The 15,771-nt window shown below is 24.0% G+C and carries 13 protein-coding genes and 3 pseudogenes; 7 read left to right on the top strand and 9 right to left on the bottom strand.

Going from position 1 to position 15,771, the window contains the following annotated elements:
• Window positions 1-8 precede the first annotated feature (8 nt).
• The 7 genes and pseudogenes from ACOBWH_RS02770 to ACOBWH_RS02740 all read right to left on the bottom strand — a co-directional run.
• Window positions 9-725, bottom strand: a complete 717-nt coding sequence (locus tag ACOBWH_RS02770; protein ID WP_424527385.1) for an Mbov_0401 family ICE element transposase-like protein — start codon at window positions 723-725, stop codon at window positions 9-11.
• A complete protein-coding gene (locus tag ACOBWH_RS02765) occupies window positions 647-1,081 on the bottom strand; it encodes a UPF0236 family transposase-like protein (RefSeq protein ID WP_424526943.1) in 435 nt (144 codons plus the stop codon). Before ACOBWH_RS02765 ends, ACOBWH_RS02770 begins: the two co-directional genes overlap by 79 nt.
• Before the next feature lie 570 nt (window positions 1,082-1,651).
• A pseudogene (locus ACOBWH_RS02760) lies at window positions 1,652-3,710 on the bottom strand (spiroplasma phage ORF1-like family protein).
• Window positions 3,710-3,979 carry a hypothetical protein gene (locus ACOBWH_RS02755; protein WP_004027785.1) on the bottom strand — a complete coding sequence of 90 codons (270 nt, stop codon included), beginning with the start codon at window positions 3,977-3,979 and terminating at the stop codon, window positions 3,710-3,712. The pseudogene ACOBWH_RS02760 and the gene ACOBWH_RS02755 overlap by 1 nt, the downstream one beginning before the upstream one ends.
• 11 nt (window positions 3,980-3,990) lie before the next feature.
• Window positions 3,991-4,227, bottom strand: a complete 237-nt coding sequence (locus ACOBWH_RS02750) for a hypothetical protein (RefSeq protein ID WP_424526942.1) — start codon at window positions 4,225-4,227, stop codon at window positions 3,991-3,993.
• Window positions 4,227-4,625 carry a hypothetical protein gene (locus tag ACOBWH_RS02745; protein ID WP_424526941.1) on the bottom strand — a complete coding sequence of 133 codons (399 nt, stop codon included), beginning with the start codon at window positions 4,623-4,625 and terminating at the stop codon, window positions 4,227-4,229. The genes ACOBWH_RS02750 and ACOBWH_RS02745 overlap by 1 nt, the downstream gene beginning before the upstream one ends.
• A pseudogene (locus tag ACOBWH_RS02740) lies at window positions 4,618-5,196 on the bottom strand (hypothetical protein); the annotation flags it as partial. The gene ACOBWH_RS02745 and the pseudogene ACOBWH_RS02740, both read right to left, overlap by 8 nt.
• Before the next feature lie 83 nt (window positions 5,197-5,279).
• Here ACOBWH_RS02740 and ACOBWH_RS02735 point away from each other — a divergent pair.
• Both ACOBWH_RS02735 and ACOBWH_RS02730 read left to right on the top strand, forming a co-directional pair.
• Window positions 5,280-6,387: pseudogene (locus ACOBWH_RS02735) on the top strand (IS3 family transposase).
• A gap of 98 nt (window positions 6,388-6,485) precedes the next feature.
• Window positions 6,486-6,623, top strand: coding sequence for a hypothetical protein (locus ACOBWH_RS02730; RefSeq protein ID WP_424526940.1), 138 nt, complete (start codon window positions 6,486-6,488; stop codon window positions 6,621-6,623).
• Window positions 6,624-6,811: 188 nt separating this feature from the next.
• Here the strand turns inward: ACOBWH_RS02730 and ACOBWH_RS02725 are convergent, their stop codons facing one another.
• Entirely contained in the window at window positions 6,812-7,795 is a 984-nt protein-coding gene (locus ACOBWH_RS02725) for an IS30 family transposase (RefSeq protein ID WP_424525641.1), read from the bottom strand.
• Window positions 7,796-8,123: 328 nt separating this feature from the next.
• On the opposite strand from ACOBWH_RS02725, the gene ACOBWH_RS02720 reads away from it, so the two are divergent.
• Genes ACOBWH_RS02720 through ACOBWH_RS02700 form a run of 5 tightly spaced genes read left to right on the top strand, consistent with a single transcriptional unit; the run spans window position 8,124 to window position 14,868 of the window.
• Window positions 8,124-8,540: a hypothetical protein gene (locus ACOBWH_RS02720; RefSeq protein WP_424525643.1), complete on the top strand. Its 417-nt coding sequence runs from the start codon at window positions 8,124-8,126 to the stop codon at window positions 8,538-8,540.
• Complete coding sequence (locus ACOBWH_RS02715) at window positions 8,533-9,993, top strand: PBSX family phage terminase large subunit (RefSeq protein WP_424525852.1); 1,461 nt, start codon at window positions 8,533-8,535, stop codon at window positions 9,991-9,993. Before ACOBWH_RS02720 ends, ACOBWH_RS02715 begins: the two co-directional genes overlap by 8 nt.
• On the top strand, window positions 9,993-10,271 hold the full coding sequence (locus ACOBWH_RS02710) for a hypothetical protein (protein WP_424526440.1): 279 nt from the start codon (window positions 9,993-9,995) through the stop codon (window positions 10,269-10,271). The genes ACOBWH_RS02715 and ACOBWH_RS02710 overlap by 1 nt, the downstream gene beginning before the upstream one ends.
• The gene (locus tag ACOBWH_RS02705; protein ID WP_424526441.1) at window positions 10,264-11,655 is read left to right on the top strand and encodes a hypothetical protein; all 1,392 of its coding nucleotides are present in this window, start codon (window positions 10,264-10,266) and stop codon (window positions 11,653-11,655) included. The genes ACOBWH_RS02710 and ACOBWH_RS02705 overlap by 8 nt, the downstream gene beginning before the upstream one ends.
• A gap of 3 nt (window positions 11,656-11,658) precedes the next feature.
• Entirely contained in the window at window positions 11,659-14,868 is a 3,210-nt protein-coding gene (locus tag ACOBWH_RS02700) for a hypothetical protein (RefSeq protein WP_424526442.1), read from the top strand.
• Between the two features lie 287 nt (window positions 14,869-15,155).
• On the opposite strand, the gene ACOBWH_RS02695 is transcribed toward ACOBWH_RS02700, so the two are convergent.
• A complete protein-coding gene (locus tag ACOBWH_RS02695) occupies window positions 15,156-15,677 on the bottom strand; it encodes a lipoprotein (RefSeq protein ID WP_424526443.1) in 522 nt (173 codons plus the stop codon).
• Window positions 15,678-15,771 lie beyond the last annotated feature (94 nt).

The following is a 15,771-nucleotide window of genomic DNA, read 5'->3' as shown; positions in this document are numbered from 1 at the left end:
ATTTTAAATTAACTAAAATTAAATCTCATAATTTTTAAATCCAAAATATTTTTAAATGTTGAAAATAAAAATGTTTTATTCCCATATCCCAAACAAGATTTTACAATTCTTGAAACATCACTTTCAGCAGATACGCCAATATTTCAGTCTTTATTTTGATTTAAAATACCATTTTTTAAATTAATAAAATACCTTAATTTAATTCTTTCATTCTGTAATGATTTTAAAAAAGTTATAAATTCGTCGTATTTTCCTTGTAAAAATAATTCCTTTGCGTGTAAATAATTTTTAAAGGATTCTTTACTACGATTACCACAATATATATTATTCTTTAATTCTCTTATTGCATGAAATCTATCAAATATAAACATACCATCTAAAATTTTAGCAGTTTTTTTAATCCATTTAGCACTATCCCCACCAATAATTAATTTAATATTTTCATAATTTTTAAAAAATTTCTGAATTTGTTTTTTAATAAAGAACGCATTAAATTCCGCACCCCAAGTTTTCTTATTAAGAAAAAAATAACAATATTTTTTATTTAAAAATTTATTATTTTCTTTTCCAGTATTAAATGAAATTATTCTAACAGTTTGCAAATAAGATTTATTATTTTTATTTTTTAAAGTTACATGGGCATCATCTAAATTAATATATAAATTTTTACAATATCTTTTCTTTTTATTAATGCTTTTCGTAAAATACGCGAAACAGATGAACAATGTAATTTGCAATTAAACATATCTAATATATCACTATATCTTTTATTTTTTACTATTTCAGCAGTTATTTTTAGTTTTAAATCATTAATTATTCTTTGCCATTTTTTAACTCCAAATTGTTTATCAACAAGAGAAACATATTTTCACTTACCCTTATAAAGATATTTATAAATTCTTCTCTTATAAATTAATATTCCAAATTCTGTTTTAATTTTTCTAGTTTTTATTTCTTTTACAAAATATTTTGTTTTATCTCGTTTTTTAAAAATTATATCATCAGTTCCTTCTATCTTTTCTTTTAACTGATTTAAAGCATTTTCATAAATATTTACACTAAATTTATTAAAATTAAACATTTTATTATTTCCTTTCGTTATTAAATTAAAATTATTAGTTAATATATTTCATAAATTTACACCTACTTTAAAAAAGGTATAGTATAATTAAAAAAATTATAACATTTCACAGAAAGGAATAAATATATAAAAAAATGACTTAGCATTTTAGGAGCAATCGGATTAACAACAACATTAATTAGTTGTGAAAAACCAAATAACAATGAAAACGGGGGTAATAAACCAGAACCTAATAAACCACAACAACCACCAGAAAATAGTAAATGAACTAATATTCCTAGAACACAGGCACCTAATAAAGAATTTTTAATTGCTACTAATAAATGATATTTTTATATAAATAAATATGAAAATAATTATATAACAACAAGATTTTATTTTGATAATAATTTTATTAATAACCAAAATACTTGATGACAACACTTAAAAAATGATTCAGATTTTATTTGAAACTATAATTTAGTATATCGTTGAAACGGAAACAGTGAACCACAAATACCAGAAATTAATAAAGATACAGGTAAAATTACAGATTGAAAAGAATAAAAGGAACTTTGTAGTTCCTTTTATTTATATTAATCGTACAAATTTCATAAAAATAATTAATAGGAATATATCTGTTATTGTGTTATATAATGCTGGACTAAATTTTCATACTTCAAATGTTTGACTAAAAAAACTATATATTGTTTGAAAAATCTTGCCAACACCACTTGCTAATTCATTAACTTGTTTAACACCAGGAATATTATTTACAACTCAAATTGCCGCATTTTTTATATGACAAGCTAAATTATATCAAGTACAACTTTCATACTGAGCTTGTCATCATTGTCCGTCAGGAAATAATCCGCCATTATTTATTTCTTGTCAATTATAAATTCCAAAATTAAAATCATAATAACGATACATATCATTTTCTTTTTGGGCTTGTAATTCAAAAACATTATAACCGATTTTTTGTTCTTCTATTTTCTTGTATTTTAAACCATATTTATCTTTTAAAGCACCTTCAAAAACATAACCCTCATTTTGATTAATATTATAGTCATTTGAAACTGAAAAATCATAATTAAACACATTACCATAATTAGTGTTATAAAATCGATTTTTAAATGCTGAATACAATTTAATATCTAACTGATTATATTTATCTGAAAAATAAAAATAACGCGGATAAATTTTAAAACCATTATTTGCTAATAAACCATATTTTTTATTATAACCTTGCACATAAGTATTATTTTCTAAATCAAAAATCGTTCGTAAATAATCTTTATAAAAATTTTGAGAAACCGTAAACATACTATTTAATAATTTTTCAAATTGACTTTTATTAGTATTATTTTCATCAATTAAAACATCTCTAAAATTAACTAACTTTAAACCAAAAAAGTTAATTAAAACAGTATCATATTGTAAATTATTAATATAACCACTTTCAATAAAATTACTCCGATTTTGAAATACAGGCACCAAAGCGTATGCAAAAAATGCTTTTAAAAACTTATTAATATCAATTTGACCTTTAATTTGTTCAAAAACTTGTTTACCAAAATTAGGTGAATTACCCTGATAATAATTATAAGTTTCAGCACTAAAATTAAAAATATTTTCTTTTTCTTTCATAAAAGAAAATAAAAAACCCAAATCATCAGTATACCGTTAACTATTATAATCATATCCATTTCAATATTGTTTAAAATGTGTTAACTCTAAACTGCCAGCAATCATAATCAGGACTACCACCTTGCTGTATTCGAATATTTTCTTGTACAATAGCAATAATATACTTTAATAAAAAAGTACGAACATTTTGATAATATTCAGTATATCATTTTAATTTACCATCATTATCAACAACAGGTAATTTTGGTTCACCGCTTCCGTTTCAACGATATACTAAATTATAGTTTCAAATAAAATCTGAATCATTTTTTAAGTGTTGCCATAATAAATTTTGATTTTTAATAAAATTATTATCAAAATAAAATTTTGTAAGCAAATATTGACCATTTCTTTTTTCTCCATAAAAATATCATTTATTAGTAGCAGTTAAAAATTCTTTATTAGGTGCCTGTGTTCTAGGAATTTGTATTCAAAACTCATTAATCATCTTAACTAATTGTAAATTATCAATACTTTTTTCTAATTTATTAATAACTTCAACAGTATTAAAATATTTTGTAAATGAATAAGAAAAATTATTTAATTCTCTTAAAAATTGTTTTTTATCAAGATCATAGAATTTATCAATATTATACTGTTTAGCATAAATATCTCAATTTTTATATAAATCCATAAATTCATCACTAGGCTTATCAAGTGAAATCCCCGTTGAATAACTATCTTTTAGAAAATCTAAATATCACTTATCATTATAAGTTAATGATTGTGATGTTTTTAAAGTGGAGTTAATAAAGTAATTTGTTTCTGACCAATTTTCAAAAAAACTACTGCGTAAAAACATTGTATTAATAAAATCAGTTTCATTCATTCCCGTTGTTTGTTGATTAACAGTATAATTTTGCTGATTTAATGGTTTAAATGCTGTTAAAGTAATAAAAGGAATAATTAAACCTAAAATACCTAAAATAGATATTGCAAATAAAGATAATGACTTACGCATTATTCTTTACTACCTTTAACTATATCTTTATTAATTTTTTTCTTAATTCATAATATTAAATCAATAATTCCCGCAGCAGTTAAAATTCAAAAAATTATATATCCAATACACATAATTGAAGAAACTGAACCAAATTTACTCAAAAACAATTGAAATTCTTTAATATCAATATAAAGAAAAGGTACGAACATTCCTAAACTAATTACCAAAAAATATAATAATATTTTTCATCATTTTTCTTTTAAAAACTTTAAAATTTTACTTTTCATAAATTCAACTCCTAACTATACAATGTTTTTGAAACAATAAACCCAACAATATATAAACTTGATATTGTTAACATTAATGGATGACTAAACAAAATTGCCATTTTACCAAACAACGAAAGCAAAAAAGTATCTGAGTTATATAAAACCATAATAATATTTTTTGCTGATGTTAATTGATTTATAATGACTGTAATAAATCCTGTTCCAAAAATAGCGATTGCCGCCACCAATAAAACTAATTTAATCATTATTTATTCACTCTCCGATATCCTTGTTCTCTTGTTTTTGCTTGTTTTACTAAATTTGATAATTGTTGTTTATTACGATTAATTTTAAACTGTTTACGATCTTTAATATGTTTTTTCATACCTTGTTTAGTATCTGAAACTCCACGAGCAGTTGCAGAATAAATATTTGATACACCTGTTTGTACTGTTGAACCTAATTCGTTGTATTGAGTTCTTGTACCGTGAATTGCATAAATAGATAACTTAACAACCATAAAAAAGATAATAAAATAAGCAATTGTCGTATTTGTCATTGGTAATTTTGTATTTCAAATAACATCAAAAATAAACAAAAATACATCAAAAATAAAACTAAAAATCTTATCTCAATTACTACTTTCTGATAATAAATTAATCATCTTTACCACTTCCTTTTTCTTTTTTAGGTTTTAAATTCTTTTTCAAAATATCAATATCAAACAATTCTAAACGCTCTTTAACACTCAATTTAGTAATTTCTGACCAGTAATATTCTTTATAATTAACTATTTCATCATTTTTTAAATCACGAACAAACTTTAATCATTGACTATCATATTTCTGTGCAAATTCTAACAGAATAATTATTTTAAAAAACCGAATTCCTAACCCAACATCCGACTTATGTTTTGCTCGTTTACCTTCTGCTGTTCGTTCTACTGATTTTGTTTTTCAAATTTCATAATCAGTAATATCTTGAAAAATGCCAATTCGCATAATAAAGAAACGATTAAAAAAATTAAATCCTTTTTTAGCAATCGGCTTTTTCAGTGAAATTGGAATAATAATACCACTTGCTAATTGGCGAATATTATTTCAAATCATACCCTCACGCTGAGCTGTAAACAAAGCACGATTACCAAAATGTCTTGCTAAAACAATTCACGGAATTTTACCACTGTGAACTTTTTTCTCATCATGGGGACTAGTTCCATCAATATATAAATAACTGGATAGGTTACAATAACTTGGACCATATTTATGTAGACTGTAAAAAAATAAGCTAAAATTATTAGGAAAGCAGGAATATAAAAATGGCAAAAAACCAGTACACCGATGAATTCAAGAAACAAATCGTAATGTTATATAAAAATGGTAAAAGTAATATTGAAATTGTTAACGAATATAAAATTTCAAAGGCAGTTCTTTATCAATGAGTAAAAAAATTGAGAATTCTGGTTCTTTTAAAGCTAAAGACAATCGCTCTGTTGAAGAAAATGAACTTATTCAGTTGCGAAAAGAAAACAAACAATTACGAATGGAAAATGATATTTTAAAGCAAGCAGCACTGATAATCGGCAAAAAGTAATATTAATTACTAATAATAAAGACAAATATTCAGTGAGGAAAATGTGTCAAATATTAAAGATAGCAAAATCAAAGTATTATTATCAAATTAATAAGAACACTAAAACTGAAATTAATATTTATGAAAATGAAGTTATCAGTGCATTTAAAGAAAGCTATAAAGTTTATGGTGCTAGAAAAATTAAAATTATTTTAGCAAGAAAGAACATTATTTTATCTCGACAAAAAATTAGAAGAATTATGGCAATAAATAATTTAGTATCAAAATATACTAAATTAAAATATCGCAATCATAAATCTCCTGTAAATAATGATCAAATTAGTAATATTCTAAATCGTGAGTTTAGTAATAAAAGACAAAATGAAGTTATTGTGAGCGATTTAACCTATGTTCAAGTTGGTTCAAAATGACATTATATTTGCTTACTAATTGATTTATTTAACCGTGAAGTAATTGGCTATAGCGCTGGAACAAATAAAACTGCTGAACTAGTTCAGCAGGCATTTTATAAAATAACATGACCACTAAATCAAATTAGGTTGTTTCATACAGATCGTGGTAATGAATTTAAAAATAAAATTATTGAAGAAATTTTATTAACATTTAATATTAAAAGATCATTAAGTGCAAAAGGTTGCCCTTACGATAACGCAGTAGCTGAAACAACCTATAAAGCTTTTAAAACTGAATTTATTAATGGCCGAAAATTTAAAAATTTAGAACAATTAAAGTTGGAACTATTTAATTTCATTAATTGATACAACAATATTCGAATTCATGGTAGTTTGAATTACTTAACTCCAGTTGAATTTAGAAATCAGAAGTCTACATAAAAAGTGTCCTAAAAAGTGTTGCCATTCCAATCGCTATTTTTGGAACAGGATTTATTACAGTCATTATAAATCAATTAACATCAGCAAAAAATATTATTATGGATTTATATAATTCAGACACTTTTTTACTTTCTTTATTTGGTAAGATGGCAATTTTGTTTAGTCATCCATTAATGTTAACGATATCAAGTTTATATATAGTTGGGTTTATTGTTTCAAAAACATTGTATAGTTAGGAGTTAAGTTTATGGATTGTATTATGTAAATCTAAGCTCCAAATTTATCTCTTGTTATTTTGATAATAACACTCTTTTAAAGAAATGCAACTATTTTTTAAAAAAAATAAATTATTTGTTAAATTATTTGTAAATTTATCTTAATTTTAACACACTGAAAAATAGTTTATTAAATTATTCAAATAAACTTATTTAAAATTCTCTGAAAATACCTCTTTTGCCGTTCTTCAATTTAAAACAGGCCTTAATTTTTCATTTATAATATCAACTACTAAATTTATTTCTTGTTGCGTAACAAGATTAAAATCTGTTCCTTTACCATATCGTTTTCTAAATTCACGGTTCATTCTTTCAATTAAGGGTTTTTGTTTAGGTGAACCTGGGTCACAATAATAAATATTAGAACTAGTAATCTTTTCCATTTCTTCAAACTTACTAAATTCTCTTCCTCTATCTGTTATTATTCCTTTAATTTTTCCAACTAAACCATTAATTCTAACTAATTCTTCAAGTTTTTTTAAAACTTCATTAGCAGTATGTTCTTCTAATTTCATAGCAAAATAATTTTTACTATTTTGTTCAACTAATACTAAACAACTAGATTGATGGTCTTTACCAACTACTGTATCCATTTCAAATCAACCAGTATTAGTTTTTTTATTTTCAATATCTCATATTGATTTAAATCTTTCATCTAATTTTCCACGATTATCAGGTCTTTTCTTTGTTCTATTTCTTCTACCACCATTTAATAAATTTTTCTTTAACAAACCCAAAAGACCTAAAAAAATTCATTTATAAAATGTTTTAAGGCAAGCGGGAAATTTGATACCAAATTTTATTAAAAATCGCTGAATAATTTCTGCTGGTGAATCACCCAAAATATTAAATCTTAAATTTAAAAATTCTTGTTGTTCTTCTGTAAATGTAGGTAGTTTTTTAATAGATTTTTTTCGTTTTTTATAGTAATCATCATGTGCCTCACGGGCATTATAATCTTCTATATTTGTAAATCTATTAATTTCTCTTTTAACAGTATTAATATCTCTTCCTATTTGTCTTGATATTTCAGATAAATTAAGTGTGCCATTTTTCTTTTTGCAACTATCAGATAAAAATAAATCCTTAAAAAATTTTCGTTCATCATATTTTACATGTGTATAATCTTTCATTACTCTATATTTCCTCCAATTCTTTTATAAAAATAGTTATACATTAAATTTATAAAAAAGATAAATTTTCACATTTTTTTAAATTAAAATTATTGACAAATATATTATTAATTATATAATTATATTGTAACAAGCTCCAATTTATCTCTATATGCTTGTATACTAAAATAAAAAGTAAAGTAATTTACTTTTTTTTAATTTTGATGTAAAATATAGATAATAAAAAAGAACAAAATATTATATTAAGTTCTTTTATATATTGATACAGTTTTATAGGTTTTATTACTCTTTTATTTAATCATATTCGTTAAATAATAGCAATTTTAATATGCAAAAAGGAGTAAAAATGAAAGAATTTAATCCAAATAAAGCAAGTTTACGAACATTCTATCGTAAAATAGATGAATTTTGGCAAAATAAATCACCTAATAAACCATATACTTTGAATGATTTAACCAATGAATTCAACCTTTCTCGTCATTGAAGGCAAGAAATTTATCGGAGCGAAAAGATAGTTCCTTTACTTGAAAAACAAGTTGATAGAATTGAAAGTGAAATAATTAATTTTATGATGAAATCACCTGATGGTGCTAAATTATATTGACAACGAGCATTTAATTATAAATATTCACTACAAGAAAAAGAACTTGAAAAAGAATTAAACTTAAATAATCAACAGCCAATAATTGTTAATTTACAAACTGATATTAGAGATATTAAAAAAGAAAGTGATAATAATGCTTAATCATTTTACTTATTTGTTAGAAACACCTTATTGGTTATTACAAAATAGTAGTATTGGTAATAAATATCCCTTTGCTAAGAAATATGAGTTAGTTAATGAAATTAATCAAATTGGAACACGATATAGTGGTAAGACTATTTCAAATATTAAAATGTTTGGTGAATTATTAAAAATTAGTTTATTAATTCAAGAGCCAATTTGTATTATTGCTAGTATGTATTGAAGTAAAGATTTAAAAGATAGTGTATTTCAAAACATATGAAATATGTTAGATGAAAATCATATTCCTTATACTATTAATTTATCAAATTTTACTTTTACTTTATCAAATGGTAGCAAAATATATTGTAAAGGGTTACATTCACCAAGTCGGAAAGAAAAATTAAAAGCCTTTGCTGATTTGAATAAATATAAATTAGTTATTGATTGAAGAGAAGAATGTGATCAATTTCAACAAAAAGATTTAAGTGATTTAGAATTTGCTATTCGTGGTTATAAAAATAAAATAACAATTAATACATGTAATCCTGAAAGTTTAAAAAGATATATTGTTGGTTATTGTAATCAATTATTACCTTTTAATGAAGAAATAATGCGTAGTAAATATGAACAAATTAAATATATTAAAAAATGAAATATGAAGATTATTATTCATTATTCTAGTTGAAGACTTAATTATGAATTACCACAAGATAAAGTTAATGAACAATTAAGATTAGAACAATTAGATATTGAAAGAGCAAGAGTATGGAGTTGAGGTTTACCAGGTAATACTAGTGGGTCAATCTTTGCTAGATATATTGATATAATGCAAGCAACAGATATTATTCAACCAACGAAATTATTAGGTGGCGTTGATATTGCGAATGCTACTAGTCCCAAAGGACATACAACAGCAGCGAGTTTTTGAATATATAATTCATTTGATAAAAAAGCATATAAAGTAGCAGAATATACACACTCAAATGCTACACAACAATTTAAAACTGAATTAGAACAAGTTAAAGATATTTTAGAGTTTTATAACAATCAATTAAATCAATATTTTAATTTAATACAACAAGGTATATCAATTAATGTTGATGATAGTGCTTATTCAACATTGCAAAGTTTAAACCGAGAAAAATATAATTATTCTTTTGGTCAATATATGCATTTTAAACCAGCACAAAAGCAGAAGTTTAAAGTAAGACATCGTGTTGAAGCATTCACAATGCTAATAAATACTAATCAATTAAAATGATTATGAGAAAAATGTCCTATAAGTAAAAAGCAGTATGAATTAATTCAATGAGAAGATAAACCAGATGCCCGAGAAGAACGACCGTTAGACTTATATGATGATACCTTTGATAGTGATTTTTATGCCTTACACTTTGAATTAATTCCAATGGTTAAACATAATAATTCAGCAGATTATAAATTATGACAACAAAGGGAGTGAATAACTTAATGAAAAAAGATATTTATGTAATACATGATGAGCGTGTAATAAATGCAAAAAGACCATATATGTCTGTTTGTGGACAAGTTAAAAAAAGACTTTGTCAAGAATTAAAAAAAGATAATATCGCAATATGTAAATTAAATTTATATAACGAATATATTAAAAGATACCAAAAAGTTAAAGTATGTGTGCAAGTGTTAGCAAATGAACCTAGTTTATTAACAGTAAATATTATTAATTATGCACTTATTTTAAAATTAAAGGAGCAAAATAACAATGAATAATACTTTCCCTAGTTTACCAAACTTAAATGATATTAATAGTGTTTTAAAATTTTATAATTATGATTGAACTATTAATTTAGCCAATATTATTGCTCGCCATCAAATGCGATTAGTAAATGGTAAAGATATTTTATTTAAGTCTCATCGTAAAGATATTTTAGAAAAATTAAATTGATGATATGAAACTTATAAAATAAAAGAAAAATTAGATAAAAATGAATTAACAGCAAGTTTAATGGGTAAAACTATTTTTGGTTTATTAGAAACATCAGATGGTAATATTGATTTATGAATTAATCCTTTTAACTTTACATCACGTGTAAGTAAAATAAACGAAATTGAACAAGGTGCTGATATTTGATTAAATTATCATCAATCAGATAGTGGTTTTATTTTAAATTTAATTTGTACAAAAGATAAAATAATTATTAAAGGTTGACCAAAAAATAATGAAGTAGTTGTTGGACAAAGTAAAACACAAATTAAAGATAATGTTAAACCTGTTTTAGTACAAGAATTTAAAAATAAATTAGGTATAGTACCTTTTTGAGAAATGATAAATGAACCTAATCCTTTATTTTTATCTACTTCAACTACATTAAATCCATGACCTACAATGGCAAATTGTTATAAATTACAATTTGATTTAGAAGATAGTTTTGATATTAAATCAAAAGAACGATGAGCAAACCGTACTCATTGATATGGAATATTAGATGATGATTTAATGACTGCTTACAATAAAGGTAATAAAAAAGTATTACAAAATGCTTTTGATGATATTTTTATTCAATCAGGTCAATCAGCCGTAGATGGCCAATTATCTCAATCTTTACAAGTAGTACAAGGTACACCAACCTTAGAAACATATACAGAAGACCAAAAATCTATTATTGAGCAAGTATATTTAGCATGTCATTATTCTAGTCCATTTGGTGATAAATCAGATAATGACCAAAATAAAACACAATCATTATTAACTAAAACAAAAGATTTAGAAAAACAAGCATATTTACAAGCATATCGTAAACAATATTATACTAAAATGTTTGATACTGTTTTAAAATATTATGGTTTATGAGATGGAAATGGTGAACGACCTTATGGATTTGATTTTGTTAGTGCTAGTTTAGTAGACCAAATGCGACAAAATGAATTAATTACTGCTAGATTAGAAAATGGCACAATGGAACCAATAAGAGCCATAACTGAATATGATAATATTGATGAATTAGAAGCAACAAAATATTTTGAAAAAGTAGAAGCATGACAAGATAAAATGCAAGCAAAAGAAATAGAACATAATAATAAATTAATGGAATATGATGAAACTGGTAATAATCAAAATGCTGTACAAGGTAGAACAGAAATTAAGGAGAATTAACAAATGAGTAGAATTAACCCAGGGGTTATGGAAGAATTAAGAAGACAAGCCCACGATACTTTAATAGATATTAGAGAAAACATACGAGATAATAGACATTGAATGGTATTTCCTTTTAATGTTTATAGTTCATATATACCTGATACAGAAACAGGATGAAAACCTAATAACGCTAAACCAAGTGATTATGGTAGTTATACACGAATATTTGATAATATGGAAAGTACTATTGCTCAATGACAAGGTAGTTTAAAAATAATCCAAAAATATAAAGGTGAAGAAATTAATATCTTAACTATTGATGATTTTAAAAATCAACCTATTAACTCAACTATATGAGCCAATAATGAAACACCTTTTGCGATAAAATTAAAAGATGAAAATAATAATGTTTATTGAAAATTAATTGATGGTGAAAATATTTATGATATTAATAGAATGTTAGAATACTTAAATCAATATAAATTAAGTTATTTTATTAATAATGATAATAAAGCCGATAACTTTTATACAAAAGAGGTTAAAGTTGGTAAATATTGAGATGCATATATGATTGATGATAGAAGCTCAATTCAATTTGGTGATGCTAAATTTGAGCAAGTATTTACTCAACAATCAACAGAAAGACAATATACTTTATTAATTTTAGATGAAAATGCTGAGAAATTAAATATTAATGATTATTATAATTTTTATACTGTATTTAATGATCGTGGCTTAAATATTGGTGGTGGTGATATTAATTCTGCTCCACAAGATAGACAATGATTATATCCTTCAAATGTTATTAATTATTATTCCCCTTATGATGGAAGTTTCTTATGACAAGAAATTACATTTTCAAGTATTAATGACAAAATTAGTAATAGTGGTTTATCAGTAAGACAATTTATTCAAACAAGTGCCCCTGGTGAAGGTTATTGTTTTCCTAAAATAACTTATGATGAAAAATTAAATAAAGGTATTGTTGAACTAGATGATATCTTATTAAAAGACCCTGGTGTTAGAGCAATGTCAGTTAAATTTTATGGTAATCCAATCTTTTTTGATATGCCAGTTATTGGCCGACCAATTATTAAAGGTCAATTTAATAAAAAAGTAATGAATTCTCGTGATTTATTAATGTATAACATGTTTCCTGCTCCTCCAGATAAAATTAATACTTATGCTTCACCTGATGTAAGTTGATATAATATTCAAGCTATTCAGCCAACTATGATAACAGGATTTAAAGATTGAAAAGATAGTATGGAAGCAAGATATGATTTTTGAAATCAAAAAAATAGTGAGGGTATTGTTATAACTGACCCAACTACTACATCAGCAACTAATTCTAGTGTTGGTAGAAATATTCATACAGAAGATGATAGTTCTAAGTTTTATTGGTCTAAAAACTGAAAAATAACACCACCAAATAAAGTAAAAGTAAATAGTGGTAATGTTGATAATATTATTAGTACGCAAGCTTCATCTTATTTTAGAAGAAAAGATGAATTTGGTAATACTGTTGGTCAAGTTCAAATTGAATATAATAAAATGGGCAAATGTAATGTTTGAGATATTTTAAATATGAATAATTTTATTAATCGCCAAATTACAGTATTACCCTTAAACTATACGCAAAAATTAGTATTTAATCCTTTTACAATACCAGGTGGAGTTGGTAAATTCTTAAACTTTATTTCATTTGGTATTCCTTGAGGTTGAGTTATTAATCAAGATGAAAAAACTTGACCTAATTTTCAATGATTAAATGGTTTTATGAGTGCAAATATTTATAGTTTTTATAATGATGCATTTTGAGGTGATGATTCCAAAGGTAAAGGTTATTTACCATTTGAAATATTTAGAGAACAAGGTAATGATAAAGTTGGTGCTATTTTTGGTGCAAATGCCACTAGTTTAGGTTTTACAACTTTATTAACTGATAAATGTAAAGGTACTGTTTTAACTAACGATGGTTCAAAAACAAGTGAGTTAGTTTATTCAACATATAATTTAAAACAATTAAATCCTAAAACTAACCGAGTTTATTTAATTAATGAACAAACTAAAGCAGTTGATGCTCAAACACCAGTTACTCTTAGTGAACAAGATGATGATTGTGAATTCTTACAAACACCTGATGGTACAAATTGTAGTTATATAATTGATATGTTTTCAATTCAAGCATTATATAAAGGTAATTTTGAAATTATCTTTTATGCTGATAATCCATATACTAATAATGAAGAAGATTATTTACGCTTATCAGTATGGAGTTTTCGTGGAAAAACAAAAAGTGTATTAAATAATTATTTACGAGATATGACAACTAATTATAAAACTAGTTTCTTACTCCCACACGACTATGAAATACCAACCTTTAATTACCCACAATATGTTCTCCCACCAGTACCTTATAACTATCAACCTTATACACAAGATATTTGAAATGGTAAAACAGGACAAGCATTAATAACTAAAATTACAGCACCAGCACAATGTAACCGCTCAAATACTCCTAATAGTTATATTAATTTATTTTCTGATGAATTTAAGGATGCTTATTATGAAACTGAACTTGATTTAAGACAAATTGATCCAACAATTCAAAGTATCGATAAATTTATTAGTTCTTATAAAACAATAGAAATAAGTAATCTTGACAATTTAAAAGTTAGTTGTATTGAACCTGATATAAAACATTTTATTCGTGATAGAAATGTTAATATTCTAGGAGGTTATTCTACTTGTGAATATAATTTTGGGTCACTATCTGATGCAACTTTACACAAAAAGGGATTGCAACAAAAGGATAATGTTAATTTTCCAAATACTTTTACAATAGATACGAAAAAAATAACTAATGATATTCAAACATTTGAACCTATTGCATATACTAATGGTTTACCAAGTGGAAATTATCAAAGTGAATACACTATTTCATGAAGAAACTGAGACATTAATTTTTTATTACAAATAACAAAATTATCTAATAATGATAATAATAAAATTAAAGAAACATATTTACAAGCATATTATACTAATGATGTAAAATTAAAAATTAGATTTTCAAAAGTATTATTTCCTCAATTATTAGGATATTGTTTAACAAATAATACTTCATGAGGTAATGACAAAAATATAACAATAGACTTAAATGCCTTAGGTGTATTAAATATGGTAAATACGAGCGATAATCCTATTAAAATTACAATAAAACCAAGGTAAAATGTTATAATAAAAATAAAATGAGGTAATAAAATGACATTTTTAGATTATTTAAAAGAACTTAAAAATAAAAGTAATTTAGTTATTATTTTTAATAATAAGCAATATAAATTTAATAAAAAAAATATCTTAAAAGAGATAAATTTAATAAGCTTAATTATTTAGTAAATATACCTAATTTAGATAAATGTAAAATTGTTAATATTGAATTTCTAACCAAAAAATACAATGACAATTTAAAAATTACATTAGTATAAAAAAATCTAGCATTTTTGCTAGACTCTTTTTTATTCACCATTAACTTTTATATTACCATTTTCATCAATAATTAAATCAGGTTCTTGTGTATCTAAATTTCAACGATAAACTGCTTTAAAATGAGTTCCTTTGTCTGTTCTTCAAGGTCAGTTTGTTGTTTTAGATGGTTCGTAATTAAACAAATCAACTTCATAATTTAAACTATACCTATATAAACCAAATTCATATCCTTCTTCTTCTTTCAAGACTTTTCTACTATCTCGATTTAATAATTTTTCATTATTTAATAATTTTGTTATATATCATTTTGATTTACCTTTTCATACTACATAATAATATTTATTATCAACATTATTAAATGGTTTTTCTTGTGGTGCTATTCATTCTAGGTTGTTTTTAATAGTTTCATCTGCTGTATTTATTTGGTTTTCTTTTTTTAAATGTTCTAATTCTTCTTTTGTATATTCTTGTGTTTTATTACAAGCAACTAAACTTGTTGTACTTGTTCCTAGTAATGAAATTGCACCAATAATACTTAATAATCTTTTCATTCCAATTAACCCTCTTTTCTATTAGTTAAATTATATAAAAATATAAATAAATGTAAATACCTTTATTAATTGTTTTAAGAGCTATATTAGCAAT

It is taken from the genome of Spiroplasma endosymbiont of Glossina fuscipes fuscipes (assembly GCF_049669535.1).
Lineage (GTDB): Bacteria > Bacillota_I > Bacilli_A > Mycoplasmatales > Mycoplasmataceae > Spiroplasma.
Note: the sequence above shows the minus strand (reverse complement) of the source record. Positions and strands in the feature narration are given on the sequence as shown.